Here is a 25065-nt window from a genome sequence, read left to right as displayed (position 1 = left end):
TCTTCAAAACCATCAAGGCTGAGCTGACATGGCGGCATCCTCGGGAGACAAGGCGCAAAGCTGAAATGGCAATCTTCGAATACATCAACGGCTTCTATAACCCACGTCGCCGCCGCTCAGCACCGGGCTGGAAAAGCCCTGTCGCTTTCGAAAGGAAAGCGGCCTGAACGAGCACTAGGAGCGTCACAAAAGCGGGACAGGTCCATGGTGCATATAACTTCTGTTACCAGCGGAGGACCGCAGGACTAAGAAACCATACAGCTTACCGCTGAGCAGTTGGAAACGTATTTCCAAGGTCAGTGGGACGATCATAAGGCCGATTATCCCGTTTATGGATCGCCGCTAAAAATTGCTGCCTAAATTCAATTTCATTATTGTGCTTCACGCTCTACCCTCTCGAATGACAATTCAATGTCCGCTTTCGGAATTGTACCTGACTTTGCAAAGTACACTAACTGCGCAGTGATGACCTTTATTGCTGGCGCAGCAAGGGTATTCGGGGCCTTTGCCCTGTCAACGGCTGCTTTCCTCAACCTGAGGCAGCACGCATGCAGGTGTTGCTAATGCCTGCAACCCGCCCAATTGGATTGGGCGGGGTCTACGTTTTGCCACCTAGATGTTGAAGGTGACAGAAGCCACAGGTGATCGGTATCTATTTGCTTGGTATCTCATGCGGGGGTAGGAGTTGCCTGCAGCTTGGGCTGAGATGCCTTTCCCAACGTTCCAACTTTATGAAAATGGAGTTCGACCTTTCTCCCTTCAGGTGCACCATATTTTCACATTGAGCTCTTTAAGATCAATATGGTGGCGATGTGACCCGCCTTTGAATACACACATTCACCCATACTGCTTCGATTACCTAATTGATTGAGACCGCACCGGGTGCGTCGCCGTTAAGCCGTGCCTTGTGAGTCGATTCTGCAGGCCGATTCCGGCGTAACTGAGACATGGACTTCAGGATTTCCAATTGTAGAGCGAACGGCCCAATCCCGACTTCACCGGGATATCGGACGCTGCAGCGCGGGCTCTCCCAAGCGAACAAAGGAGCAGCATTGGATCGGTTCATGGTTTGTGCTCTTGTATCCCGACCATGTCGTCGGCGAAGAGTAATCGCGGCGGAGGCCGCACAAAAAACTGCCAGCACCATGACTTTTATTAGCGACATTCACGGGCGAAATGCTCCAGAACCATCTCTCCATTGAGGTTGTTATCCGACAAAAGCGCCGCGATACGTTCTAGGTTGCGTTTGGCGCTCTCGTCGCTCGCTAGGGCATGAACAAATGCTGCCAATACCTTTTTAGTGCCTTGAGGTCCTTTGGTGTCATGATGCGTGTACCCTCTGGGCGCAGATGCCGTCGGACCCGCCTTGGAGTGAGGATGAATAATCACGGGTACTGCTTCGACTGCGCCGTACTGACCATCGATCCAAGTCATCGACTGTTGGAGATGGCCCAGAACCTTCTTGGAAATGACATCCTTAGATGTCACGCCGTTTTTTGCACTCAATGGCAGCAAACGTGTCTCCGTGGTGGTGCCACAGGTTGTCCGGGCCTTCGCCAAAGCGTTTCTCAGGTCTTTGGCATGATAAAACTATTAGACGGCTGGCATCGTCTTTGGCTTGCTCGAATGGTTCTGATGTTTCTGGGTGAAACTGAAGGTCTTCGTCAAGCAGGTCGGCGAAACGAACGCGGTCATAGGCATCCAATATTTTCCGAAGATAGACTTGTGATACCTCGGCTTGCCGGATCTCTCGGCGGCGCAACGAATTGTAGTCAACACCTACAAGAAGCCTGAGGACCTGCGTGTTTGGCCTTCTCGCTTTCATGAGACGGGCCTGCGCAGCAGTTGGGGCAATGCTCTGCCTATGGGAAGCCTCACGTAGGAGGAGCCAAGCCTTCAGGCCAGGGTCGGGCGCCTTCTTTGACTCTTGCTTCAAGATATCCGCAGCACGTTAATCTCCGTCCAGCCATGCCGAGTCAAAGGCATGCCGCAGATTAACTGAGGTGTCGCCGAGCCTGAGCGTTTTGATGGGCCTAATGCTGGCGGGGGCATTGCGACGACTGGTGGTCCAAATTTTCTTTTGATTAAGGCACAACATAATCGTTTCATGCAGGTCACTGATCGAGCAGCCCTGTGATTTTGTCGCCAACCTCTACGTGATATCGACCTGTTTTCTTGTTGCGTTAGAAAGAAGTGGCTTGCCATCCGTGGACCGAAGGCGTGGTTTTGTCCCGCTTCCGGACCGCCTGTGGTGCTCGGGTAGGCCACATTCCGTTTGGCCGCGACGGGGCTTTCCAGCCCAAGGCGGAGTGTTGCTGACGCGGGGTATCGTAGCCGTTGACGCAATCAAAGACGGCCATCTTCAATGTCCGTTTAGCAGACCCCGCCTTCTCACATGCAAAAACACGTGTTGCCGCGCAATGGATACAGACAACCCTCACGCGTCTGGCCGCCCCGGATATAGACAGCCCACTTCTGGCTTGGCGCAATGTTGACCTCGTGATCGCTGGCAGGCGTACCTTGTGTTTGCGGCTTCGCACAAGGGATGTGCCGTTGCGACGCGTCAGCCCGCCAATGCGGCAATGCCTTATATCCACGCGTGTTGGTGCCAACAACCTAACGCATACGATTGACCTCAAAGCTGGCCTTGTGTTCTTCGATAACCCCAAATCATCAGCATCTGTTTATGCGTTCGCCCGCTGGTCAGCACGATCTACATCGCGTCGTGTTGAACTTCGCCCTTTCTGTTTCAGTCCCTTAATTGACTTCCTTTGGTGTAGTAAATGCCATCAAAGGAGCGGCAGAAAATTGCGACCGGTCCAGCAGCCCGTAAAAAGATGGGAGGTGTCGCCACAGGCTCTGAGGCAGCTGCCCATACATGCTCCTCTCAGTCTGTGCTGCCGCAGGAGTTGTTATGTTGTGGTTGAGCGTACTGATTTCGGACAACGAATCTCAAACCGCAGGAAGGAGTTCCTCGGGCATATTTTGGTAGCAAACAGGTCTCACAAAGCGACGAATTGACATTGTGCCCACCGACGTTGCACCGAAATTCGTAGATGCGGGATAAGGTCCCCCATGAACCATGCTGTCGCAGACCTCTACGCCGGTGGGAAATCCATTGACCAATATGCGCCCCGCCTTTTGCTCCAAAATTGGTATGAGCGGTTTTGTCAGTTCATAATCTTGCGCATCTATTTGCAAAGTGCAGGTCAACTGCCCGCGGAGCGCATTTGCTACTTTGTGCATCTCGACCATGTCCTCGACAATGACGACAACGCCCGTTGGCCCAAAAACCTCTTCGCCTAAAATCTCGTTTGCCAACCAGTTTTTGCCGCTTGTCCGGAACAACGACGGCGCTGCCTCGCGGCCCACGACCGGTTCTGAGACAGCTGTATCAACACCAACCGTGTTTGCTAAATCCGCAGTGCCTTTTCGAAATGCCTCGGCGATGCCATCTGTCAACATCGTCTGAGAGGCGGTTTGCGCAAGTGCCCCGACAGTGTCTTGTACGAAAGTCTCCGCCTGAGGGCCGCCGACAAGGATAGCAAGCCCCGGGTTGGTGCAAAATTGCCCCGCGCCCATGACCAGTGAGGCCCCCCATCCCGCTGCGATTTCCGCGCCGCGATTTTCCAACGCTTCGGGCAAGATAAACATTGGATTGACAGATCCCAGTTCTCCGAAAAAAGGGATTGGCTCTGGCCGTGAAGCGCACAGGTCGAAGAGTGCCCGACCACCAACGAGCGATCCTGTGAAGCCGACTGCTTTGATCAGCGGGTGTTGAACAATGGCTTGCCCGACTGCGCGGCTCCCGCCTTGGACTTGACTAAACACTCCCGGGTGCAGCCCCTGCGCAGTGACCGCAGCCGCGACCGCTTGCGCGACCAGATCGGCCGTGCCGGGATGGGCCGAATGCCCCTTGACCACTACAGGGCAGCCCGCAGCGAGCGCGGCCGCCGTGTCCCCGCCCGCCGTAGAAAAGGCCAGTGGGAAATTCGATGCGCCAAAGACAGCCACCGGGCCAATAGCGCGCTGTACCAGCTTTAGATCCGGCCTTGGCAATGGCTGGCGATCCGGCAGGGCAGGGTCGTGGCGCAGGTCCAGATGTGCTCCGGCCTCGATATGGGCGGCAAACAACTCAAGCTGGCCGGTGGTGCGACTAAGCTCTCCGTTCAACCGACCAAGCGGTAAGCCCGTTTCACGGACCCCCATTTGCGTGATCTCTTCACGCCGTGCTTCCAGTTCTGCGGAAATCTTGCGCAAAAACGTTGCACGCTCTTTGCCGGTTGTTGCTGAGTATGACGGGAAACTTGCTGCCGCCCCGCGGGCTGCCAAGTCTACCAGTTCAACTGTGCCTGCAGCAAATCTGTCAGGCTTGCCGTCGATCGGCGTGTTTTCAAAAGTCTCGTCTGATCCAAGCCATTCGCCCGCAACGAGGTGCGTACCATTCAACATGTTCGTTTCCAGTATTCTCAATTATTGGGGGAGGGGCACCGTGTCAGGTATCCAGTTTTTCGAGCTTGGCCATGGGCCCCAAGGCGTTGGGGTCGATGCGCATTTCGATGATGGCCGGTTTGCCGGATGCCCGGGCTGCTGCAAATGCTTCGACAAATTCGGCATCTGTCTCGACCACGGCTCCGAACCCGCCGTAACATTCGGCAAAGGCTGCAAAATTGGGGTTTCGGATGGATGTGCCGCTTGGGCGCTTGGGGAACTTTTTCTGCTGGTGCAAACGAATTGTTCCATACATGCCATTGTTGGAAATCAGGACAATCAGGTTGGCATTGTTTTCACATGCGACCCCGAATTCTTGCATGCTCATCTGAAAGCATCCATCACCAGCCAGACAAATGACTTCTTGATTTGGTCTTTCGATCTTGGCAGCGACCGCAGCCGGTAGCCCGTATCCCATAGATCCGCTGGTTGGTGCCAATTGGGTGCCATGATCGCGGTAGCGATAGTAGCGGTGCAACCAGGCTGAGTAGTTCCCGGCCCCGTTGGTGAGAATGGCATCATCGGGCAAGACGTCGTTTAGGTGGCAAATGACGTTTTCCATTTTCAACGCGCCCGGCGTTTCGACAGGCAGTTGCCATGTTTCAAAGTTGCTGCGTGCGCTGCTTGTCCAATCGCGGCGTGCTGCTTTTGGGGTCTTCTGCAGTTTCGCGGACAGCTGCAAGGCCATTTCTCCGGCGTCTGCCGTCACCGCAAGCGTTGGGTGATACACGCGCCCCAGCTCGTTAGGATCAAGATGAATATGGACGAGGTTTTGATTGGGAACAGGACACTCAAGCAGCGTGTATCCGCTGGTCGTCATCTCACCAAGTCGCGCGCCAAGGCTGAAAATAACGTCTGCATCTCGCACTTGTTGTGCCAGCTTCGGATTGATCCCGATACCGACGTCCCCGACGTAGTTGGGGTGACGATTGTCTAGATAGTCTTGGCAGCGGAAAGAGGCGGCGACAGGCAGGTCAAACACTTCGGCTACATGGGCTATAGCCTGCGCTGCTTCAGGCGACCAATTGCGTCCACCGAGCAAAACAAGGGGGCGCTTCGCCTCTTGCATTGCCGTCAAAACGGCTTCCAGATCCGCTTCGGAGGCCTGCGCCGACGGCAGTGTTGCAGGCGGTGTGGCCTCACTGATGCAAGGAGAAGACAGCATGTCCTCTGGCAGCGCCAAAACAACGGGGCCGGGGCGACCCGACTGGGCGGTTTGAAATGCGCGGTTCACATACTCAGGGATTCTGTCCACCCGATCGATCTCGGCGACCCATTTGGCGAGCGGGCCGAACATGGCACGGTAATCAACTTCCTGAAACGCTTCTCGATCCCTCTGGTCGCTGGCAACTTGTCCGATGAACAAAACCATTGGCGTCGAATCCTGAAACGCAATGTGCACGCCCGCTGAGGCATTGGTCGCCCCCGGTCCGCGGGTCACAAAGGCCACGCCGGGTGTCCCGTTCAGCTTGCCGCAGGCTTCGGCCATCATCGCAGCGCCGCCCTCGTGGCGCGTAACGACATTGTCTATACCCGCATCATGAAGACCGTCCAAGGCCGCTAGAAAGCTTTCTCCGGGAACACTAAAAACGCGCTTAACACCCTGTTTTTCCAGCGCTTCGACAAGCACCTTCCCCCCGTGTTTGAATGGTTCCACGACGCCCTCTCCTTGAATTGATGCTTATAACTGGCCTAGGCGAAGTCTTGCCTTGCAGCCAAACTGTTGGACGCGTTGGTAAACCGCGTGCGGGTTGCAGCCCGCGCAGCTTCCGGCGCCTTGTTCTTGATTGCAGCCACCACGGCCTTGTGTTCCATAATCGCGCCGGGTTCGAACTCGGATGCCGCTGCGTTCTTCATGAATGCCGAGCGCAAATAGTTTTGAATATTTGCTTCGATCATGTTCACCACGTCGCAAAAATACTCATTCTCGGAGGCTGCGGTGATAAGCCGGTAGAGACGCAATTCGGCCTCGACCCTTTCTTCCAACGCGTCTTCGGGCCCCTTTGCATTTGCCACGAGAAGCTCTTGCAGAACGGCCTCTATGACCTCCATCTGTGTATCGCTGCGCAATTCCGCAGCCAGCGCCGCTGCGCCCGATTGAACGGAGGTGCGCAGTTGCAGCAGCTTGATAATCTCACGGCGTTTTTCAAAACATGCGGGGCTGATGCGAAACGATGTTCGCTCCTCGCGGTTGGCAACAAATGCACCGACACCACGGCGGGAATCGACCACACCGTCAAATTTCAAAAGCGAAATGGCTTCGCGAACCACCGTACGTGCGACATTGAAGTTTGCCGAAAGCTCGGCTTCGCTGGGCAGTTTGTCGCCCGGCTTAAGCGCTCCGGTCGCAATAGCAGACATGACCGATTGCGCCACCTCGTCCGGCAGGCTGCGGGGGCGTTCGATCGCGCCGAAAAGGGTCGGTTTTGGCATAACTGTTCCTGATGATTTCAAGATTACATGATCGAAGTTTACGATCTGGGCCTGCTATGTGCAATTCTGTAAATCACAATGTAGGTTGTCAGACAACTGCTAATCTGTATTCTGTTTTAGAAATTGAGATTCGCAAGACAAAGAAAGAAACGCATGGCTAAGAAAATTGCATTTGTCGGTTTGGGCGGAATGGGACGCGGCGTTGTCAAGAATATCGCGCTCAAGGGGGGCGACGTTACCGCGCTGGATCTTGACCGTGAAAAAATGACCGAGGCCGAGGGCTTTGGCGCAAAACGCGGAACGACGCTGGGTGAAATGGCGGCTGACTGCGACGTGTTTGCTGTGTGCATCACAACCGCCGAAGCCGTCCAGTCGATGGCGCTTGGCGCAGACGGCGTTCTTGACCGAATGAAGAGGGGCGCGATCTTTCTCGATCACACGACAGTGTCCGTTGCCCATGTTGAGAAAATGCGCGCCGAATGCGGCGCGCGCGGATTGCGGTATTGCGAAGGCCCGATGACCCGCACGCCGATACATGCCGACAAAGGACAGGTGAATATTCTATTCGGTGGTGAAGAGGAGCTGCTCGAGGAGCTGCGCCCAATCTTTGAGTGCTATGCCGAGAATATTTTCCATGTTGGACCAGCCGGTCACGCTATCCGGCTGAAATTGATCCACAACTTTATCGCTTTCGCAAATGTGGCGGCCTTCTGCGAAGGGTTTGCATTGGCCGCACGCGAAGGGCTGGATATGTCAAAGGTGATTGGCATCATTTCTGCCGCCGGCGGCAAATCCGGAATGATGGATCTATATGGTGAAAAGACCCTTCAGCGGGATTTCACCCCGCATATGTCCCTCGCGAATGCCCAAAAAGATGTCCGGTATTATGCCGAATGGCTCTCAGACGCGGGTCTGCCCGGCTTTATGGCCGGTTCCGTGCATCAGACCTACGCGCTGGCCTCAATCATGGGCCACAGCGAAGAAGGCTGCACGGCAATCATCAAAGCTTACGAAGAACTGACGGGGGTCGTGGCTCAGCTAGAGGACTGATCTCAAAAATACAGCATCTATGGAGGATAACATGCTGAAGAAAACAATTCTGACAGGGCTGGCCCTTGTTGCCGGAATGGGCGCGGCCCAAGCGCAAGACGTGACGCTTCGCTTGGCGCATTTCGCAGCGGAAACCCACCCGGGTCATGTCGCTGCCATTCAATTTGCCGAAAACGTTGGTACCCGCACGGGAGGAGCCGTTGCGATTGAACTTTATCCGGCAAACCAGTTGGGCTCGCCGCCAGAACAGCTCGAACAGACCATTCTAGGCGCGGTCGATATGAACCTGCCCACCCATGGCGGGCTTGATAAATATGACCGTGCGCTCGGCACGGCGATGACGCCGTTTGCGTTCAACAGCTACGAGCACGCCCATGCGGTTCTCGACGGAGAATTCTCGGACTGGGTTGCGCCGAAACTGGAGGCGCAAGGCCTCGTTATGCTCTCCCATTGGGAATATGGGTTCCGCAATATCACCAACTCGATCAAACCGATCAACGCGCCGGAAGATGTGGTTGGGCTGAAATTGCGCACCCCGCCTGAATTGCAGATTGTTGCGGCGATGGAAGGGCTTGGTGCCTCCACGACCCAGATCGCATTCCCAGAATTGCCCAATGCCTTGAACCAAGGTGTTGTTCAAGGACAGGAAAACCCGGTTGGGGTGATTTACCATTACAACCTCAATGACTTCCAAGAGCATTTGGCACTGACCCGCCACGTCTATAACGCGATGATCCACGTTGTGAACAAAGACAAGTGGGATGCCCTGACGCCGAACCAGCAGCGTATTATCCGTGAGGAAAGCGCCGCCGCCGGTGCTTTGATGCGCTCCGCTGTGCAAGCGCAGGAAGAAGAAGAAGTCGCCGGTCTGATCGAACGGGGGATGAAAGTGACCACCCCGGACCTTGCACCATTCGCAGCGCTGATGGGGGATGCACGCGGCCGTGTCGCCGAATACAGCGGTCAGGAAAATATGGATAAGTTCCTAGAACTTCTCGAGTAATCCCGACTGCTTCCCACTCCGGGATGTCCTTGCGCCGCCTATGTGCCGTGCAAGGACACATCTCGGGATCTCGAACACGGAACTCTTGCGGGCAAATCGCGCCTGATGGTTTCCATCTTCCACGGATGTCTCATGACAACTTTTTTTATCCTTGGAGCGTTGATCACACTCATCGTTCTTGGCCTGCCTATTGCCCTCGCACTTGGCGTCACGGCCGTCGGGTTTTATGTATTGCAGGGCGATTTCTTTATCTTGACGATGGTCCCGCAGCGCATGTTTTCGGCGACGACCAGCTTTACCTTGCTGGCCATCCCGTTTTTCATTCTTGCGGGTAATTTGATGAACACGGGCGGCATCACCAAACGGATATTCCGTTTCGCTGATGCCTGTGTTGGCCATATCCGAGGCGGGCTGGGGCAGGTCAACGTGCTCGCCTCGTTGTTCTTTTCCGGCATGTCCGGAGCAGCCGTTGCGGATGCCGCGGGCTTGGGGCAGGTCGAACTTCAGGCGATGAACGAACGGGGATATGATCGGGACTTTTCCGCCGCGATCACGGCGGCGTCCTCGACCATCGGACCGGTTTTTCCGCCTTCGATTCCCTTTGTTTTGTATTCATCTATCACCGGCGTATCTGTGGCAAAACTCTTCCTCGCGGGGGTTGTGCCGGGCGTGCTCATGGCGCTGGCTCTGATGATCGCCGTCTATTTCGTTGCCCGCATTCACAAGATGCCCCGCAATGAAAAAATCGACTGGAAAGAGATCTTCGTCAGTGGGCTCGATAGCATCCTTTCTCTCTTCACTCCGGTTATCATTATTGCGGGCATTTTTGGTGGCATTTTCACGCCGACCGAAGCAGGTGCCGTCGCCACTGCCTATGCGCTGGTGCTGTCGATGCTGGTCTATCGTGAAGTGACGCCGCGGGATCTGCCAGCGATCGTTTGGGACAGCCTCATTCATACGATCCGCGTGATGTTTGTGATCGCCGCCGCCGGGTTCTTTGGCTGGCTTTTGATCCAGCAACGCATTCCCAATCAACTGGTTGAGGCGATGCTGGGGTTCTCTGAAAGCCCCGCTTTGATCTTGTCGATTATCGTTCTGATCCTTCTTGTCCTTGGCATGTTTCTCGAAGGCATTGCGGTGATTGTCCTGACTGTGCCGCTCTTTTTGCCGGTCGTGAAACAGATTGGCATCGATCCGGTTCAGTTCGGTGTTATCATGATCATGTGTTCGATGGTTGGTCTTTTGACGCCGCCCGTTGGAATGGTCCTGTTCGCAGTGAGTTCGATTGCAGAGATTTCTGTCGCGCGATTGTCGCGCGCGTTGATGCCCTATCTCTTTGGCCTTTGCCTTGTTTTGTTGGGCGTTGTGACAATTCCGGCTATTTCCGTGTGGCTGCCAAACCTCGTTCTGGGGGGCAACTGATGAAACGCCTCGAAGAGTTGACAGAAGCCACGCTGCGCCACATTGCGTCCCTTTCTCTGGTCGTATTGTTTGGCCTTATCCTAATCAACGTTATCGCCCGAAGCTTCGACCTTGGCGGGTTTGCATGGTTCGATGAAATCGTGCGTGGCAGCTTTGCCTATATGGTTTTCTTTGGTGCCGCCGCCTTGTGGATCAGGCGCGAACACTTTCAGGTCGACTGGCTGGAGCAGACGCTCCCAGAGGGCAGGGCCCGCTGGGCATTGCGCAGTGTCATCGCACTTTTGTCCGTTGGATTTTTGGCTGTGATGACTTGGTACGGTTGGGTTTTGTTTAGCAAAGCCAACGCACTGACACCCATTTTGCAAATCCCCGAACGAGGGTTCTACGCCGCAATCCCGATATCGGGCGCTGTGATGCTGCTGCACACGATCGGTAGTTTTATCGGCGACACCAAAAATACGTTCTTAATAGGAGACCCTTCGAAATGATTTATGACCATCGCACTTATACCTGTAAGCCCGGCACGATAAAAAAGCACATGAAGCTGTACGAGGACTTTGGCTGGGAGCCGCAAAGCCGACATTTGGGACAGCCGGTCGTTTATGGCGCGACCGAAACAGGCGACGTCAATTCGTATGTCCATATCTGGATCTACAAAGATGCCACTGACCGGGCGGCGAAACGTGCAGCGATGGCCGCAGATCCGGACTGGCAGGTCTTTCTTAAAAAGTCCGCCGAGGCCGGAAACCTTGTGTCTCAGGTGAACAAAATTCTGGTTCCGGCCTCGTTCTTCGAGCCGCCAACGCAGCCCGAATAGCAGATCACATCAGCGGCGCAGCACAATGTGCTCAACAGTGGGGTTTTGCATCAACGCCAGAAGCGTTTTGGTTTCTTCCCCGTTTTGGGCACGCTGCGGCGACGCTAGGGCCGCGTTCATAGCATCCTCGTCCAGGTACCGCATATCGAGGATCAACTGAACGTCGGCCAGCGAAGGATCACTGCCGCGCGGGAGGAGCGCGTCAACAGAGGTGATCTGCGGAAAATCCCGAATGAGCGGAAGCATCCGTGTTTCAAGGTGAGCTGTGAAATCCGCTGTGTTTTCAGGCGGTAGTTCGCCTCGAAAGATGGCCATTCTTACAAGCATTGGGATCGTCCTTTTTGAATTACGGTAAGGTAATGAGTTCTAATAAAGTAAATAAAGTCAACAGCTTATGGAGGAAGTTATGGAGATTTGCAAAAGCCTGATGATCGGCATTTCGCTTGGTTTGGTAGCAGGTGCTGCTGCGGCTCAGGATTATCCGGCAAAAGACGTTACAATGATTGTGCCGTGGTCCGCTGGCGGCGGAACCGACACAATTGCACGCAGTCTGGTATCGCAGGCCGAGACCTGTTTCGGGGCAAATATCAATGTTGTTAACAAAACAGGCGCTGTCGGGGCGATCGGCATGGGGGCAACTTCAACGGCGCGCAGTGACGGCTATACCGTTGGCTTGGTCACCTTCAATTTGTCCACCTATGGCCTTTTGGGGCAGGCGGATCTGAGCTACGGCGATTTCGACCTGATCCAATTGATCAACCAAAGTCCGGGTGCGATCACGGTTGCTGCGAATTCCGAATGGGAAACGCTGGATGACCTGATGAAATACACCCAAGAAAACCCCGGCGTTGTCACCGTTGGGCATGCGGGTACAGGCGGTGCGTGGCATCTTTCAGCGGCGACATTGGCCAAAAAATATGATGCCTCCTTTAATTATGTGCCCTTCGATGGGTCCGCGAATGTCCGGACTGCATTGCTTGGTAATCACGTTGCCGTTGCGACAACGGGTATCGACGAGATGAAGCAGCTTCTCGAAGCGGGGGAAGTGCGCATTCTTGCCGTCAACGCATTGGAGCGGGCCGACGCATTTCCCGATGTCCCAACGGTATCCGAAGCGGGCTACGCGATTGAGGCACCCGTCTATGACTGGCGCGGCCTTGCTGCGCCCAAAGGCATTGATGACGCGGTAAAGGCGAAAATCACGGCAGGGTTCAAGGCGTGTTTTGAATCCGAGAACTTTCAGGCTTTGGCCAAGGAAAAAGGTCTTCCCCTTGTTTACAAAGATCCTGCTGAATTCGAAACTTTCCTAGCCGATATGGAAACAAGCCTCGGGGCCGCAATCGCTGATCTGGGCATCGGCAAGTGAGCCTGCCCGACCACAAAAAAGGGTCCACCCAACGGGTGGGCCTGCTCGATATATCAACGTTGGGAAGTTTGATCCTTCTTGCCGCTGCGGCGTTCTACATGGCGGCGGATTACGGCGACGGCACGCCCAGCGGTGGCAATGTGTTTCCTCAGTTGGTGTCGGGGGTCGTTTTCTTGACCGCAAGCCTGTCTTTGGCCTTGCGCAGCCGTGCGGTATCGCGCGCCGACAGTACGGACCAACGACGCGAAAAGATGTCCCCGAAACCTCTGATTATCGCATTGTTAACATTCAGCTTCTTGGCATTTCTTCCAATCATCGGTTACCCGCTTTTGGCCCCTGTATGGCTATGCGCGATCATGTGGATTTTTGGCATGCGGTCACCATGGGTGTTGGGCCTCGTCTCGGTCGGTCTTAGCGCTTTGGCATGGATTTTACTGTCACGCCTCGCTTATGCCCCGCCGCCTGCGGGTCTGTTTGAACGCTTTCTTTAGGAACCTATCATGGAAGCACTAAATATCGTTCACGGAATGGCCACGGTTCTGAGTGACCCGATAACCATTGTCTTCATCTTTCTTGGGGTCTTTGCAGGTGTTTTTGTCGGGGCGCTGCCGGGGCTAACGGCAACGACGGGCTGCGCTTTGCTTTTACCGTTCACCTTCGGGCATGAGCCTTTGCAAGGCATCTTGATGCTGGTCGGTGTGTTTTGCGGCGGGATTTATGGCGGTTCATTGTCGGCGATACTGCTGCGGACCCCCGGAACGCCGGCGGCAGCTGCCACGATGATTGATGGCTTTCCGATGTCGGAACGGGGGGAGGCGGGGCGCGCCATTGGGTTGGCGACTGTAGCCTCCTTTGCCGGCGGCATCATCGGGGCCTTTGTGATGACACTGCTGGCACCCAAACTGGCGGCTATCGGATTGGCCTTTGGCCCGCCTGAATTTTTTGCGTTAACGCTTTTTGGTCTTGCGATGATTGTGGCGGTGTCCGCTGATAGTTTGATGCTTGGCGTCCTTGCAGCGGCCATTGGCATGTGGATCACAACGATTGGGTTCGACCCGATTGCAGGATCGTCTCGCTATACCTTCGGGGTGCGAAATCTGCTGGGCGGTGTGGAGCTTATCCCGATCCTCGTTGGGCTTTTTGGTGTTACGCAGGTATTCTTGCGGTCTGAAAAGCTCCTCGTTTTTCCCAAAAGCGCGCGCGGTGAAACCTATCTGCCAACATGGGCGGATCTGGTTTTGACCAAGTGGACGGCAGTGAAATCTGCGTTGATCGGGGTGTTTGTCGGATCTGTACCCGGCGCAGGCTGCGATATCGCGGCCTTCGCCGCTTATTCGGAACTGAAACGCAGCGAAGGACCGGAGTCCGATCTTGGGCAAGGAAACCCAAAGGGGATCGTCGCACCTGAGGCGGCAAACAACGCAGCAACCTCTGGCGCGCTCATTCCGATGTTATCGCTTGGTGTGCCGGGAGATGCGGTGACGGCCGTTCTTTTAGGGGCCCTGACCATCCACGGGTTCGAACCCGGGCCGGTGTTTTTTACAACCAATCTGGATTTGATCTACGCGCTTTTTGCCGGCGTGATTTTGGCCCAATTGGCGTTGTTGATCGTAGGGCTAAGCCTGACGGGAGTATTTGCGCGACTGATCCGCATCGACCAGCGGGTGATGATCCCCGTCATCATGTTTTTGTGCATGATCGGGTCCTATTCGGTTCGATACAGCGTGTTCGACATGTTTGTGGCGTTGTTGTTCGGGTGCATCGGGTTTCTCTTTGAGAAAACGCGCATTCCCTTGTCCCCCATGCTTTTGGGCGTCGTTCTGGGCACACTTTCCGAACAAAACCTTAGGCGGTCTTTGATCATGTCGCACGGGGATTTACTGATATTTATCCAACGCCCCGTGTCGCTTCTTCTGATTTGCGGAGCCATTCTTGCCATAGCCCTAATGCTATTGCGGGGGCGGTCAAAAACACCAAGGAGTCAATAAAAGGGCCCAAGCTGCGGCTCTGCGCAGATTGCCCGCGCTCGAAACCGCCCTGATCAAAAAAGGAACTGTCTTGGTGCCAGCAGGCCGGTGGGTCTGCTGGCCGGGAACGCAGTCGAAAACCGCCTAAGAGCCCCTCTTAGGCGCGATTCCATTCACGGTCACCATTCGCGTCTTTGACCCGCGTGGGTAGCCCGATGGTATCGAGTAGTGTGAACAATGGCTTAGGGTCCAACTCCTCCACGTTTAACATGACACCCTTGTCATAGGTGCCGTCGGCGACCAGCATAGCCATAGCCACAGGCGGAACGCCCGCTGTATAGGAAATGCCCTGGCTGCCAACCTCGTTGTAGGCGTCTTTGTGATCGGCCACATTATAGACGAAAACTTCGACGTCTTCGCCGTCCTTGGTGCCTTTGACCAGATCACCAATACAGGTTTTACCGGTGTAGTTGGGGGCAAGACTGGAGGGATCGGGCAAAACGGCTTTAACCAGTTTGAGCGGCACAACTTCCAGCCCCTCCGCAGTGACCACCGGCTGCTCTGACAAGAGACCAAGGTTTTGCAGGACTGTAAATACATTGATGTAATGATCGCCAAAACCCATCCAGAACCGAATGTCGGCCTCAGGATAGTTCGCCGCAAGCGAATGCACTTCGTCATGGCCCGACATATAGGCTTTTTGTTTGCCAACAACGGGAAGATCCCATTCGCGGCCGACCTCGAACATCTTGTTTTCCTGCCATGCCCCTTGTTGCCAGCTATAGACGGTGCCGGTGAACTCACGGAAATTGATTTCAGGGTCAAAATTGGTTGAGAAGTATTTGCCGTGGCTTCCCGCATTGATGTCGACGATATCAATCGAAGTGACTTCGTCCATGAATTCATCCACCGCAAAGCGGGCAAATGCATTGACCATACCAGGATCAAAACCCGCACCCAAAATTGCAGTGACGCCAGCGGCTGAACAGGCATCCTTGCGTTTCCACTCGTAATTTCCATACCAAGGGGGCGTTTCGCAAATTTTGGTCGGATCTTCATGGATTGCAGTGTCGATGTAAGCCACACCTGTTTGGATGCAGGCCTCAAGTACCGTCATGTTCACAAAAGGCGAGCCAACGTTAATCACGATCTGCACGCCGGTAGCGGTGATCAAATCTGCCACCGCTGCCGTGTCCATCCCATCAACAGCATGTGCCTTGAATACCCCGTCCTGTTTCATCGCGCTTTTGTCATGCACAGATTCGATGATCGCTTCGCATTTGGCGACCGTACGACTGGCTATATGAAGGTCGCCCAGAACATCGTTGTTTTGGGCGCATTTATGCGCAACGACCTGAGCGACACCACCGGCGCCAATGATGAGAACATTCCGTTTCATGTATCCAAGAGACCTCTTTTGATCGTAGATTATGACAATGCCGCAGCAAAATCGGTGTAATCGAAATCACGCACCATGCGTGTGCTGCCATCGAGTTCACGGATTGCGATGCCGGGCATCTTGACCCCGTTGAACCAGTTTTTCTTGACCATTGTATAACCGGCAGCATCCTGAAACGAAAGCCGGTCTCCGGCCTTCAGCGGTGCGCTAAATCGGAACTCCCCAAATATATCGCCAGCAAGGCAGGACTTTCCGCAGATCATCCATTCCTCTTCACCGGTATTTGGCGATATTTTTGCAGGCTCTCTGTAGATCAGCAAATCCAGCATATGTGCCTCGATCGAACTGTCGACGATCGCAAGGTTTTTTCCGTTGTACATCGTGTCCAAAACGGTGACCTCTAGGGTCGCAGCGCCGGTGATCGCAGCTTCCCCCGGCTCAAGATACACCTGAATGCCAAAGGTTTCCGCAAACGTTTTGAGCCGGGTCGCCAGGTGGTCAAGCGGGTAGTCCGGACCTGTAAAGTGGATGCCGCCGCCCAAGCTGACCCAATCCATTTTGAGGATCACCGCGCCAAAACGATCTTCAATCAAAGTCAGCATTTCGTCGAAACGCTCAAAGCTCTCGTTTTCGCAATTGTTGTGGAACATCAAGCCGCTGATTTGATCCGCAACGCCATCAATAGCAATGGGGTCATGCTCGCCCAGCCGGCTAAAGGGGCGCGCGGGATCTGCAAGATCGAAATCAGACGTGGAAACACCGGGATTAACCCGCAATCCACGAATATGCCCGCGTGAGGCATGGGAAAATTTGGTCAACTGGCCGATGGAGTTAAAGATGATTTTGTCAGAGCACTCCAGCACCTGATCGATCTCATGATCCGCATAAGCCACTGAATAAGCATGGGTTTCGCCAGAGAATTTTTCGTGACCCAAGCGAACTTCGTACAAAGATGACGATGTTGATCCGTCCATATATTCAGACATGAAATCAAAAACAGACCACGTGGCAAAGCATTTGAGGGCCAACAAGCATTTGACCCCGGACGTCTCACGCAACCACGCGATTTTTTTAAGGTTGGGCAACATGCGGGATTTATCGACAAGATAATAGGGTGTTTGCACAGCAAGAGCTTTCTGTGGGGCCGCACCAATGGCTGTGGCCAAGACCGGTGAGAGACGGTGCGCTACCGCAAGACAGGATTACGCGGAGGGTACTATACGCTCGGTTTTCACCCAAGTACTTCGCATATATCCCGCAATCTGCGCAATCCATAACATGAGCAGAACGGACGCCATCTTGGCCTGTCGCGGTTTGATGCCACTCCTTTGAAAGCACTTACTGTAGGGAGGGAGGAGGATTAAGAGATTGTAACGAGGGGCGTAATCCGCAAACTCTAGCTTAGAGCCCCGCCGCGTCGGCCACGAGTATTTTGATTTCCAAGGGGCTAGGGGCATTTTCGGTGCTCATTCTCGCGAGAACCTCGCCGTTTAAAATCAGTTCACTTTGACTTGGGTCCGTCAGAGACGGCACAATACTCACCTCATCGTCTTCTTGTTGGTTATCAACCAGAACGACAATGGTATCCTCGTCATTGTTGAAATCAGCTAGATCAGCGACCTCATCTGAAAATGCCGTGTCCAAAAAGAACGTGTCTGCCCCATGACCACCATAAGCATGATCGCCTTGACCGACGACAATGGCATCATCTCCATCGCCACCAATCAAATAATCTTCGTCTTCATCGTTGCCCAAAAGAGTGTCGTTGCCGTCTCCGCCGAACAGGGTGTCTTCGCCATCACCTCCGGATACCAGATCGTCTCCTGATCGGGCATGCATGGCGTCATTCCCCAGGCCTCCCAAGACAACGTCGTCGCCGGCATCACTAACGATGATGTCATCGCCTTCGCCGCCATCCATCGTGTCGTCGCCTGCGCCGCCCAGCAACTCGTCGTCACCCTCAAAGCCTTCTAGCCTATCGTCTCCGTCTCCCCCGACAAGTGTTTCGTCCCCGTCAGAGCCTGCGCGTGTTTCATCAATCGAGCCGCCGGTGTCTTCCGCCTCAAGTACTGTCGCGGCCATTTCAAGAAGGGAGGTATCATCGCTGCTTTCTACCTCGGCCTGCTGTTCTTCTGCATTCGCGCCGGAATCGATTTCATCCGAGGTGTCATCCTCATCTCCAGTCGGCAATGCAAGCGCCATGGCGACGCCCGCTACACCCAGCAGTCCAACTATAAATAGCATACTCTTATCCCCCATCCGAAGGTCGTTAAAATTAACAATGTCATACGAAGTCAAACCAGTCAGCATCTGTCAGGTTTTGGGAGGCCAATGTTCCGGCTTGTGACCCAATATCAACCGACAGCGCGATGTTACCCACGGCATCCAGAACCTGTAGAACGGTTCCATTTGCGTGAAACGAAAAGTTTGAATGGTTGGTTGAGGTTGGCAAATGAAGGACAATCCCGTCCCCCTCTGCGACCGAAAAATCGGTTATTCGGCTTGTCCCATTTCCGGCCCCGACGAAGTGGAACGTATCCGCACCATCGCCACCGGTCATTTGATCAGCGCCCAAACCGCCGTCCAAAACGTCATTACCAGATCCTCCAAAAAGACGGTCATTTCCATTTGATCCCCAAAGGGTGTCATTCCCGTTCTGGCCATGCAATTCGACGCCGTTGGATATCTCGAAAACACTGGATGACAAATCAATGATGTCATTTCCACTGCCAGCGCGGATAATCTCAATTTCAGAGAAGGCAGCTTGTGTCGCGCCGTTCAAAGACGAATGAGATTCGCTATAAATATCGTCCAAAAAAAACGCATCATTTCCGGTCCCTAGTTGAATAGTGTCGGTTCCAATTCCGCCAAGTACGACCGAATGATATCGATTGAACCCTTCGACAGAGATCGCCCAGTCTGTATAGGCAGACCCTTCTGTTTGGACATGAAGTGCATAGAAATCGGCATCAAACTGGTCATCGCTTTCCAGAATAATTACATCGTTTCCGCTTCCCCCTATCAAAAGGTCCGCACCGCCGTTTGAAACCAGCGTGTCATTTCCTGCACCACCATTTAGGATGTCGTCTCCAAACCCGGACACCAAACTGTCATTTCCTGCCCCCGCAACGGCAGTGTCGTCCCCCCATCCTCCTTTAAGAGTATCGTCGCCTTCGCCACCAATCAAAGAGTCGTTTCCACTTCGTCCGATAAGTGAATCTCGCCCAATCCCCCCCCGTAAAACATTGGCGTTGTTGTCACCTTGAATTTGGTTCACTTGATCTATAACGACCCGCACAACATCATATGGCATAAGATCCAGCGATACTTTGCCATCGGAACTCTCGGAAGACAGGAGCGATATGATTAATGGGCTCACATCGGTTTCAGAGCTGAAATAGTAATCCGATAGGCTGGTTGGATTTTCGGACATTGGTAGAATTGTTTCATAGGGGGGAATATAGGTTAAAATTTTGCCATCCCCAAGAATTCTAACGTGGTTGACGTTTGTATCGTCAAAAAAGGCAAGTGTTTGTAACAGGCGCAGTTCCTCGGCGGTGATTGTGCGTCTGCCAATTCTATTCTGGCCATTGTCGTCGGCCAAATCACTCAATCCGTCCGAACTGTTCGGATCAATTGTAAGTTGCTCAATGGTCAGAAGCGAATTTTGATCTATCAAATCGCCGAGGTTCAAATCGATTGTCGACCTTTGGTCAGACCTTAGCGCGACAAACAGGACGTCTTGGTAGTTGCTGGAATAGTGGTTGATCTCGATGTTTCCACTGGATGTTCCCAACCAGTCGGTTTCCATGCTTTCGTATGAGGACACTAGCCCGGTCACGCTTTCAGATGGCTTCAAGGCATCGGCCATCCAAGTGAATGCCGCGCCGCTCATGCTGGTTTCCAGACTGTCAACGCTGCGGTTTCCGAAAATGTTATTTGGCGTCCGGTGTTGAAGCGGCCAAACAAACGCATCATTCACATCCATGCGCACCATATATTCGAACATTTCGATTATGATCGAAGCGCTTGCTGCGCCGTGTTGGGTTATATTGCCTGCGACGACGTTCCATTCTGTTACGGATAATTCCACATTCCGCCCAAGGTGCTCTTGGAAATTGTCGTATCTCTGATCAATCCGGCGAATCTCACGCCAATCTTCCGCAGCTTCAAAAGTTGCACCTTCTTCACGGTCAACGTTATAGTAATAGTGCACAACTGCGCCGTCGATTGCACCCAAGGCGCGATCATTTAGGAGCGATAGGATCGCTTCATTTGCCGCATCAAAGTTTCCAGATTGCTCACCACCATTATAGGTGCTGGCGGATCCGTTTGTTTCCGCCATTTGAAGCAGGATGTCGGGATCCGGTCCATTTCCGTTGCTAGACTGGTTTCCCAATCGATCAATTGCATTTTGGGCGGCATTGATAACGCTGTTTGCAGCCAAACTATATTCAATTTCATTCATAGCAGCGATGAAGTTGCTGTCTTCAATATGCTCCGGATGCGTCGAGCGGTCCGGGTTTTTGACTTCGGTGCCGATCGAATACTCGTTTCCGATCTCCAGGGCCGTGACAATATCGCCGTACTCTTTCAAAAGCTCGTAAACAAAGGCTTCCATTCGCGCCGGTGGGACGTCAGATTTTGTAGGGAGAGTAAACGTGACTTGGTATGCCGCTTCAGAAGTGCTGTTTTCAACGCACCAATCCAGAAATGCCCGCACCTCGGGACGCAATTGCCCATTTGGCATGACAGTGACATCTATTGTGTTTTCTACATGCCCGCCGGGATACCTGAGGTTGTATATCGACTGAGATTTCACTGCGTCTTGGAAGCCTTCAGTCGGGCTATAGCCTCCGGATGCATCAGTTGTGTTGATGCTATGAAGCGCATTTGCCCCGAATTGCCCATCTACAACAAAGGAACCAGTGTGTTCTGATGAAGAATATTCAATTTCAAATTTTGGCATTGGGATCTCCACAAACAGGCTTGCGGAGACATTCGTGAAATTAGGTGGCGCGGAGTAGATTATAATCTGGCAAAAAGAAGGGGAATTACGCGAATTTGAAATGCCCCAATTTTATAGAAATATTAGTGTTTTCGGAGCACTGGGATGTGCTGCGCCTGTCGGTCTTCGACTTTCCCTTTTGTAGCATTTATTTGTCAGTTATATCAGCGTTTTGGATGTGATCTTTGGTTTCGCGCCATGGATGCAGGTGCTCTTGGTGCGAAACGACGCGGACTGCAAAAAAACAGAAGGCGCCCGTCTCTTATTAGGTCAGTCGTGACGGTTTCAAAGACTCATACTGAACGATAAACGATATCGGCCAGTAAGCTGTGGTTTGACAGCAGTTGCGCGTTTGGCAAATCGTTTTGAGAGGCCCTGATTTCAGCGGTTTCGCGCGACAGGCCGTGGTCCAACCAGCGCGCGATCAATCGCTCATGGATCAAGGAGACAGGTACATCCAAGCGTATAGAAAGATCCCAGTGGGTCAGCAAATCGCACCAAACGGGCGCGTCGTAGAGTAGGTAGTTGCCCTCAACAATCACTGTATCGCTCGAGGCGTCTACGACCCCGGATCCGGCAATGGCGATGTCACGGGCGCGGTCGAAAGTCGGGTAGAAAACCTCAGTTTCATTTTTGATCCGCGGTACAAGGGCGGCCATGCCGTTTGCGTCAAAAGTCGCAGGTGAGCCTTTGCGATCCAGCAAGCCGCGCGCCTCAAGAATTGGATTGTCCAGATGAAACCCGTCCATTGGAACGACTTGCGTTGGGCTGCCGGCGTCGGTCAAGGCACTGGCCAGTTTATCAGATAGGGTAGATTTGCCGCTGGCAGGGGCTCCGGCCATTGCGATAACGCGGCGGCGGCCTGTTCGAGGGGCGGCCAGTGCCCGTTCAACCAGTGTTTCGAAAGATGTTTCGATCTGAGTCATGTGGTTCCGTCCGGCGGGATTGTCTTGCTGCGGTATGTCGAAATTTGCGTCATTGAACACTAGGTGTATACAGTGGAAAAGTCACATGGCACAGCCTTTCAGGGGTTTGTATCCCTCACGATGCGCCCGTCTTCGAGAGTGATGATCCTGTCGGCCATTTCCAGAATGCGAGGATCGTGGGTGACCATGATGGTTGTGGTTCCTCGCGTTTCGCCCAGAGCTTTCAACATGCGAACCACCGTGTGGCCGGAGTCCTTGTCTAGTGCGGCGGTGGGTTCGTCCGCCAAAATAATGTCGGGGTTCGATACAAGTGCCCGTGCCACAGCAACCCGCTGTTTCTGGCCCCCGGATAGATTGCCGGGCAAGTAATCCCGCCGGTCGGCAAGGCCGAGCAGATCCAGCATGTGTCTGGCGGCAACCCGTTGTTTGGCGGCGTTGCCTTTGCCATGAACGGCTAGACCCATCATCACGTTTTGAGTGGCTGTCAGGCTTTCATGAAGGTTGTGCGCTTGAAAAATGAACCCCAACCGGCGGCGCAAAATGACCAGCTTGGGTTCGGGTGCGTGGCAAAGCTCTTGTCCCAGAACGGTCACGCTGCCGTCCTGCACCCCGCGCAGTGCGCCGATCAGGGTCAAAAGGGTGGTTTTGCCAGAGCCCGATGGCCCCATCAAAATGGTCAGACTGCCGCGTGCTATTGTAAAGCTAACATCGAAGATTGCCTGCTTTCGCGCTTCGCCCTCACCAAAGTGATGGTTCAGGTCGCGTACTACGATTGGTGCCGCACCGGTCAAAACAAATCCGCCGGATCCGCGTTGGCCAGACGTCGTGTTGCGATTGCCCCTGACACGGTGCAGGCCGCTAAGGTGCCGATAAATACAAAGATCGCCCTGCTGGTTTCCATGGTGACAGGTAGGCCGGTGACGGAGACCAAAGCGGCATATAACCCAATCGAAACAATCAGACCCGGGATAAACCCAAAGATGGCAAGAACGATCGCCTCTTCAAAAATGATCCCCAGAAAGAATGACTGCCCGTATCCCATTGCTTTGAACGTTGCGTATTCGCGCAGGTGATCGGCTACATCGGTGGACAACACTTGGTAGACAATGACCAGCCCGACAAGGATACCCATGAACACCCCAAAGCCAAAAATGATGCCGGTCGGGCGCTCTGTTGACATAAAGGCAAGATCGGCTGCTTGCGCCTCGGATGACGTTTGCACCCGAACGCTGGTGGGGGGCAGGACGGCCCGCAACCGGGTGGCCACGGTATCAGCAGAAACGCCATCATCGGTCCGCAACAAGATGTGATCGGGCGCACCGCTGTCACGTGCGCCAAAGAAGCGCAAAAACGTTTGATCGGATGTGACCATCATCCCATCGGCCAAAAAACCGCCGCCAACTTTCATCGTGCCGATGGCGGTCAATGTTGCACCATTGGCTTCAAACGACATTTTGCCGCCTTCAGACAGGGTTTTAACCACCTCGGCGGGCAATCCACGGGTGTCCTCGTCAAGCAATGCGGTGTTTTCGATGACAAGCTGGGTCATAGATTTAGCAATGGCATCAGAGACGAATTCAGGCTTGGTGATGTCCACGCCGAAGGTCAGCAAAGACACCGATGTTCCGTCGTCCAACGTGAACGGCAGGTTGCCGATGTAAAGCGATGTTGCCGATGCCACTCCGGGCGTGCCAAGCGCCTGAAACATCCGGATCCGTGCGATATGTTCGCTATCGGTCAGGGTATTTCCCTCTTGCGCCGATAGGATAATATCGGCGTTCAGCAGATCATAGGGGGCAAGAGTGGATCCATTCAATGCTCCCATGATCCCCAACTGCATAAAGACCAACAGATTGGCAAAGGCCACGCCTGCAACAGCCGCCAAAAGGCGCCCTTTGTTGTGCGACAGCTGCAACCAACCTATGGGCAACCGCCCGAACAAAAGAGTCAGCAGCTTGCTCATTCGACGCGGCCTGCGTCGATGCGAACGATGGCCTCAAGGTTGGTGAAGTTGCGGGCCAATTCCGAAGACGGGGCGTCGAGCGTCACAATCACATCAACCACGCGGGCATCTGTGTTGCTGGCTGGATCATCAGAGGTGATGGATTGCCGCCCGATTTCCAACCCGATGGCGGAAACGGTTCCGGTCAGGTCTTTCTTCAACGCCTCGGCTGAGACGGTCACAGGATCGCCAATTGTCACGCGCCCGATCATGGTTTGATAGACCTCAGCCTCGACGGTCATTTGCGATGTGTCGCCAAGATCGATGATCCCGTCGCTTGGCGGGCGTTCTCCGGCGCGGACATGGATATCCAGAACGGTGCCCGCATCGGGTGCCCGCACATAAGCACGTTCAAGGTCTTGGGTGGCGCGGGCCACTTCGGCGCGCGAGGCTTCTTGGTTGGCTTCTGCCACCGCAATATCTGCCTGTACGGTCTCAGACCCCGCAGCATAGCGTGACAACGTGGCGATGGCGCGGTTCACGTCCCGTTGGGCTTCGTCCGCTGCGGCGACCGATCTGTCGTACTCCGCCCGAGGTGTGATGCCCCGTTCCAACAGTGATGTAACGCGGACAAGATCCGCTTGAGCGGCCGTTGCGGTCGCCTGGCTGCGTTCCAACAAGGCCTGCGCTTCGCCGAGGCTGGCTTGGTTAGAAGCAATTGTTTGCGCCAGTGTTGCGTCGCGCACACGCAGGCTGGCTTTGGCAGACAGAACGGCACTTTGCAGCTGCGGTAGGTTGTCCAGAACGGCCAGCACCTCCTCTTTTTCAACCACATCCCCGATTGCCACCTTGAGTTCGGCAATCCGTGCGTCTCCGGCCCCTGACGGTGTGGCGACGCTGACAATGTCGCCAAGCGGGATGATCCGGCCCAAAGCCACCACATCGCCCTCGCTGATGACAGCGATCTCTTCTTGTGTGCTAACCTGTTGCATGGCCACCGCAATTGGGGTCTGCGTTCCAGCGCCTGGTTGCAGGCCCGTTGTGTTGAAGAAAGCGCGCAGACCGGGGGGCTGGAAATACATCCCGAGTACGCCGCCAGTAAAGAGTGTCAGCATGAACAACGGGATGAGCAGCAGCGGCCTCAGACGGTGATGGCCGGATGTCGGTCCGGCGGTTTTCGCAAGAATACCGTTGTCCTCCAATGGAAGACCGGGCGTCTTATCGGTGGGATCTGATGTCAT

At 54.2% G+C, this 25065-nt stretch carries 22 protein-coding genes; 9 read left to right on the top strand and 13 right to left on the bottom strand.

Features of this window, described 5'->3' with window-relative positions; all coding sequences use genetic code 11:
* A partial coding sequence (locus tag C8N36_RS21800) for an IS3 family transposase (RefSeq protein WP_146227683.1) occupies positions 1-167 on the top strand: 167 nt, incomplete at its 5' end.
* A 988-nt stretch (positions 168-1155) separates the two neighbouring features.
* On the opposite strand, the gene C8N36_RS21795 is transcribed toward C8N36_RS21800, so the two are convergent.
* The 4 genes from C8N36_RS21795 to C8N36_RS21775 all read right to left on the bottom strand — a co-directional run bounded on the left by C8N36_RS21795 (position 1156) and on the right by C8N36_RS21775 (position 6924).
* Entirely contained in the window at positions 1156-1488 is a 333-nt protein-coding gene (locus C8N36_RS21795) for a hypothetical protein (protein WP_097806768.1), read from the bottom strand.
* A gap of 1464 nt (positions 1489-2952) precedes the next feature.
* Positions 2953-4452, bottom strand: coding sequence for an aldehyde dehydrogenase (NADP(+)) (locus tag C8N36_RS21785; protein ID WP_097806766.1), 1500 nt, complete (start codon positions 4450-4452; stop codon positions 2953-2955).
* Positions 4453-4495: 43 nt separating this feature from the next.
* Positions 4496-6148 carry a thiamine pyrophosphate-binding protein gene (locus tag C8N36_RS21780; RefSeq protein WP_097806765.1) on the bottom strand — a complete coding sequence of 551 codons (1653 nt, stop codon included), beginning with the start codon at positions 6146-6148 and terminating at the stop codon, positions 4496-4498.
* A 35-nt stretch (positions 6149-6183) separates the two neighbouring features.
* Positions 6184-6924: a FadR/GntR family transcriptional regulator gene (locus tag C8N36_RS21775; protein ID WP_097806764.1), complete on the bottom strand. Its 741-nt coding sequence runs from the start codon at positions 6922-6924 to the stop codon at positions 6184-6186.
* 153 nt (positions 6925-7077) lie between these two features.
* Here C8N36_RS21775 and C8N36_RS21770 point away from each other — a divergent pair, with 153 nt between their 5' ends.
* The 5 genes from C8N36_RS21770 (at position 7078) to C8N36_RS21750 (ending at position 11216) form a co-directional block, all read left to right on the top strand.
* The gene (locus tag C8N36_RS21770) at positions 7078-7974 is read left to right on the top strand and encodes an NAD(P)-dependent oxidoreductase (RefSeq protein WP_097806763.1); all 897 of its coding nucleotides are present in this window, start codon (positions 7078-7080) and stop codon (positions 7972-7974) included.
* A 31-nt stretch (positions 7975-8005) separates the two neighbouring features.
* A complete protein-coding gene (locus C8N36_RS21765) occupies positions 8006-8977 on the top strand; it encodes a TRAP transporter substrate-binding protein (protein WP_170125949.1) in 972 nt (323 codons plus the stop codon).
* 132 nt (positions 8978-9109) lie between these two features.
* Positions 9110-10399 (top strand): TRAP transporter large permease, encoded by a 1290-nt coding sequence (locus C8N36_RS21760; protein ID WP_170125948.1) that lies wholly within the window; start codon positions 9110-9112, stop codon positions 10397-10399.
* Positions 10399-10887: a TRAP transporter small permease gene (locus tag C8N36_RS21755; RefSeq protein WP_097806760.1), complete on the top strand. Its 489-nt coding sequence runs from the start codon at positions 10399-10401 to the stop codon at positions 10885-10887. The genes C8N36_RS21760 and C8N36_RS21755 overlap by 1 nt, the downstream gene beginning before the upstream one ends.
* Positions 10884-11216 (top strand): NIPSNAP family protein, encoded by a 333-nt coding sequence (locus C8N36_RS21750; protein WP_097806759.1) that lies wholly within the window; start codon positions 10884-10886, stop codon positions 11214-11216. Before C8N36_RS21755 ends, C8N36_RS21750 begins: the two co-directional genes overlap by 4 nt.
* A 9-nt stretch (positions 11217-11225) precedes the next feature.
* Here the strand turns inward: C8N36_RS21750 and C8N36_RS21745 are convergent, their stop codons facing one another.
* Entirely contained in the window at positions 11226-11543 is a 318-nt protein-coding gene (locus C8N36_RS21745) for an EthD domain-containing protein (protein WP_141468232.1), read from the bottom strand.
* Between the two features lie 79 nt (positions 11544-11622).
* Here C8N36_RS21745 and C8N36_RS21740 point away from each other — a divergent pair, with 79 nt between their 5' ends.
* The 3 genes from C8N36_RS21740 to C8N36_RS21730 are packed head-to-tail and all read left to right on the top strand — an operon-like array spanning position 11623 to position 14570.
* Positions 11623-12582, top strand: coding sequence for a tripartite tricarboxylate transporter substrate binding protein (locus tag C8N36_RS21740; RefSeq protein ID WP_170125947.1), 960 nt, complete (start codon positions 11623-11625; stop codon positions 12580-12582).
* Positions 12579-13073 carry a tripartite tricarboxylate transporter TctB family protein gene (locus C8N36_RS21735; protein ID WP_097806756.1) on the top strand — a complete coding sequence of 165 codons (495 nt, stop codon included), beginning with the start codon at positions 12579-12581 and terminating at the stop codon, positions 13071-13073. The genes C8N36_RS21740 and C8N36_RS21735 overlap by 4 nt, the downstream gene beginning before the upstream one ends.
* A 9-nt stretch (positions 13074-13082) precedes the next feature.
* Positions 13083-14570, top strand: coding sequence for a tripartite tricarboxylate transporter permease (locus C8N36_RS21730; RefSeq protein WP_097806755.1), 1488 nt, complete (start codon positions 13083-13085; stop codon positions 14568-14570).
* 136 nt (positions 14571-14706) lie between these two features.
* Here the strand turns inward: C8N36_RS21730 and C8N36_RS21725 are convergent, their stop codons facing one another.
* The 8 genes from C8N36_RS21725 to C8N36_RS21690 form a co-directional block, all read right to left on the bottom strand.
* Complete coding sequence (locus C8N36_RS21725) at positions 14707-15948, bottom strand: saccharopine dehydrogenase family protein (RefSeq protein ID WP_097806754.1); 1242 nt, start codon at positions 15946-15948, stop codon at positions 14707-14709.
* A gap of 29 nt (positions 15949-15977) precedes the next feature.
* A complete protein-coding gene (locus C8N36_RS21720; RefSeq protein WP_097806774.1) occupies positions 15978-17072 on the bottom strand; it encodes a carboxynorspermidine decarboxylase in 1095 nt (364 codons plus the stop codon).
* Positions 17073-17349: 277 nt separating this feature from the next.
* Positions 17350-18192, bottom strand: coding sequence for a calcium-binding protein (locus C8N36_RS21715; RefSeq protein ID WP_170125946.1), 843 nt, complete (start codon positions 18190-18192; stop codon positions 17350-17352).
* A 40-nt stretch (positions 18193-18232) separates the two neighbouring features.
* Positions 18233-20917, bottom strand: a complete 2685-nt coding sequence (locus C8N36_RS21710; RefSeq protein WP_097806752.1) for a calcium-binding protein — start codon at positions 20915-20917, stop codon at positions 18233-18235.
* Positions 20918-21249: 332 nt separating this feature from the next.
* Positions 21250-21882, bottom strand: a complete 633-nt coding sequence (locus tag C8N36_RS21705; protein WP_097806773.1) for a nucleoside/nucleotide kinase family protein — start codon at positions 21880-21882, stop codon at positions 21250-21252.
* Positions 21883-21980: 98 nt separating this feature from the next.
* The gene (locus tag C8N36_RS21700; RefSeq protein WP_097806751.1) at positions 21981-22673 is read right to left on the bottom strand and encodes an ATP-binding cassette domain-containing protein; all 693 of its coding nucleotides are present in this window, start codon (positions 22671-22673) and stop codon (positions 21981-21983) included.
* Entirely contained in the window at positions 22670-23845 is a 1176-nt protein-coding gene (gene devC / locus C8N36_RS21695) for an ABC transporter permease DevC (RefSeq protein ID WP_097806750.1), read from the bottom strand. Before devC ends, C8N36_RS21700 begins: the two co-directional genes overlap by 4 nt.
* On the bottom strand, positions 23842-25065 hold the full coding sequence (locus C8N36_RS21690; protein ID WP_170125945.1) for an efflux RND transporter periplasmic adaptor subunit: 1224 nt from the start codon (positions 25063-25065) through the stop codon (positions 23842-23844). The genes devC and C8N36_RS21690 overlap by 4 nt, the downstream gene beginning before the upstream one ends.

This window comes from Pelagimonas varians (assembly GCF_003208435.1).
GTDB classification, from domain to species: Bacteria; Pseudomonadota; Alphaproteobacteria; order Rhodobacterales; family Rhodobacteraceae; genus Pelagimonas; species Pelagimonas varians.
Note: the sequence above shows the minus strand (reverse complement) of the source record. Positions and strands in the feature narration are given on the sequence as shown.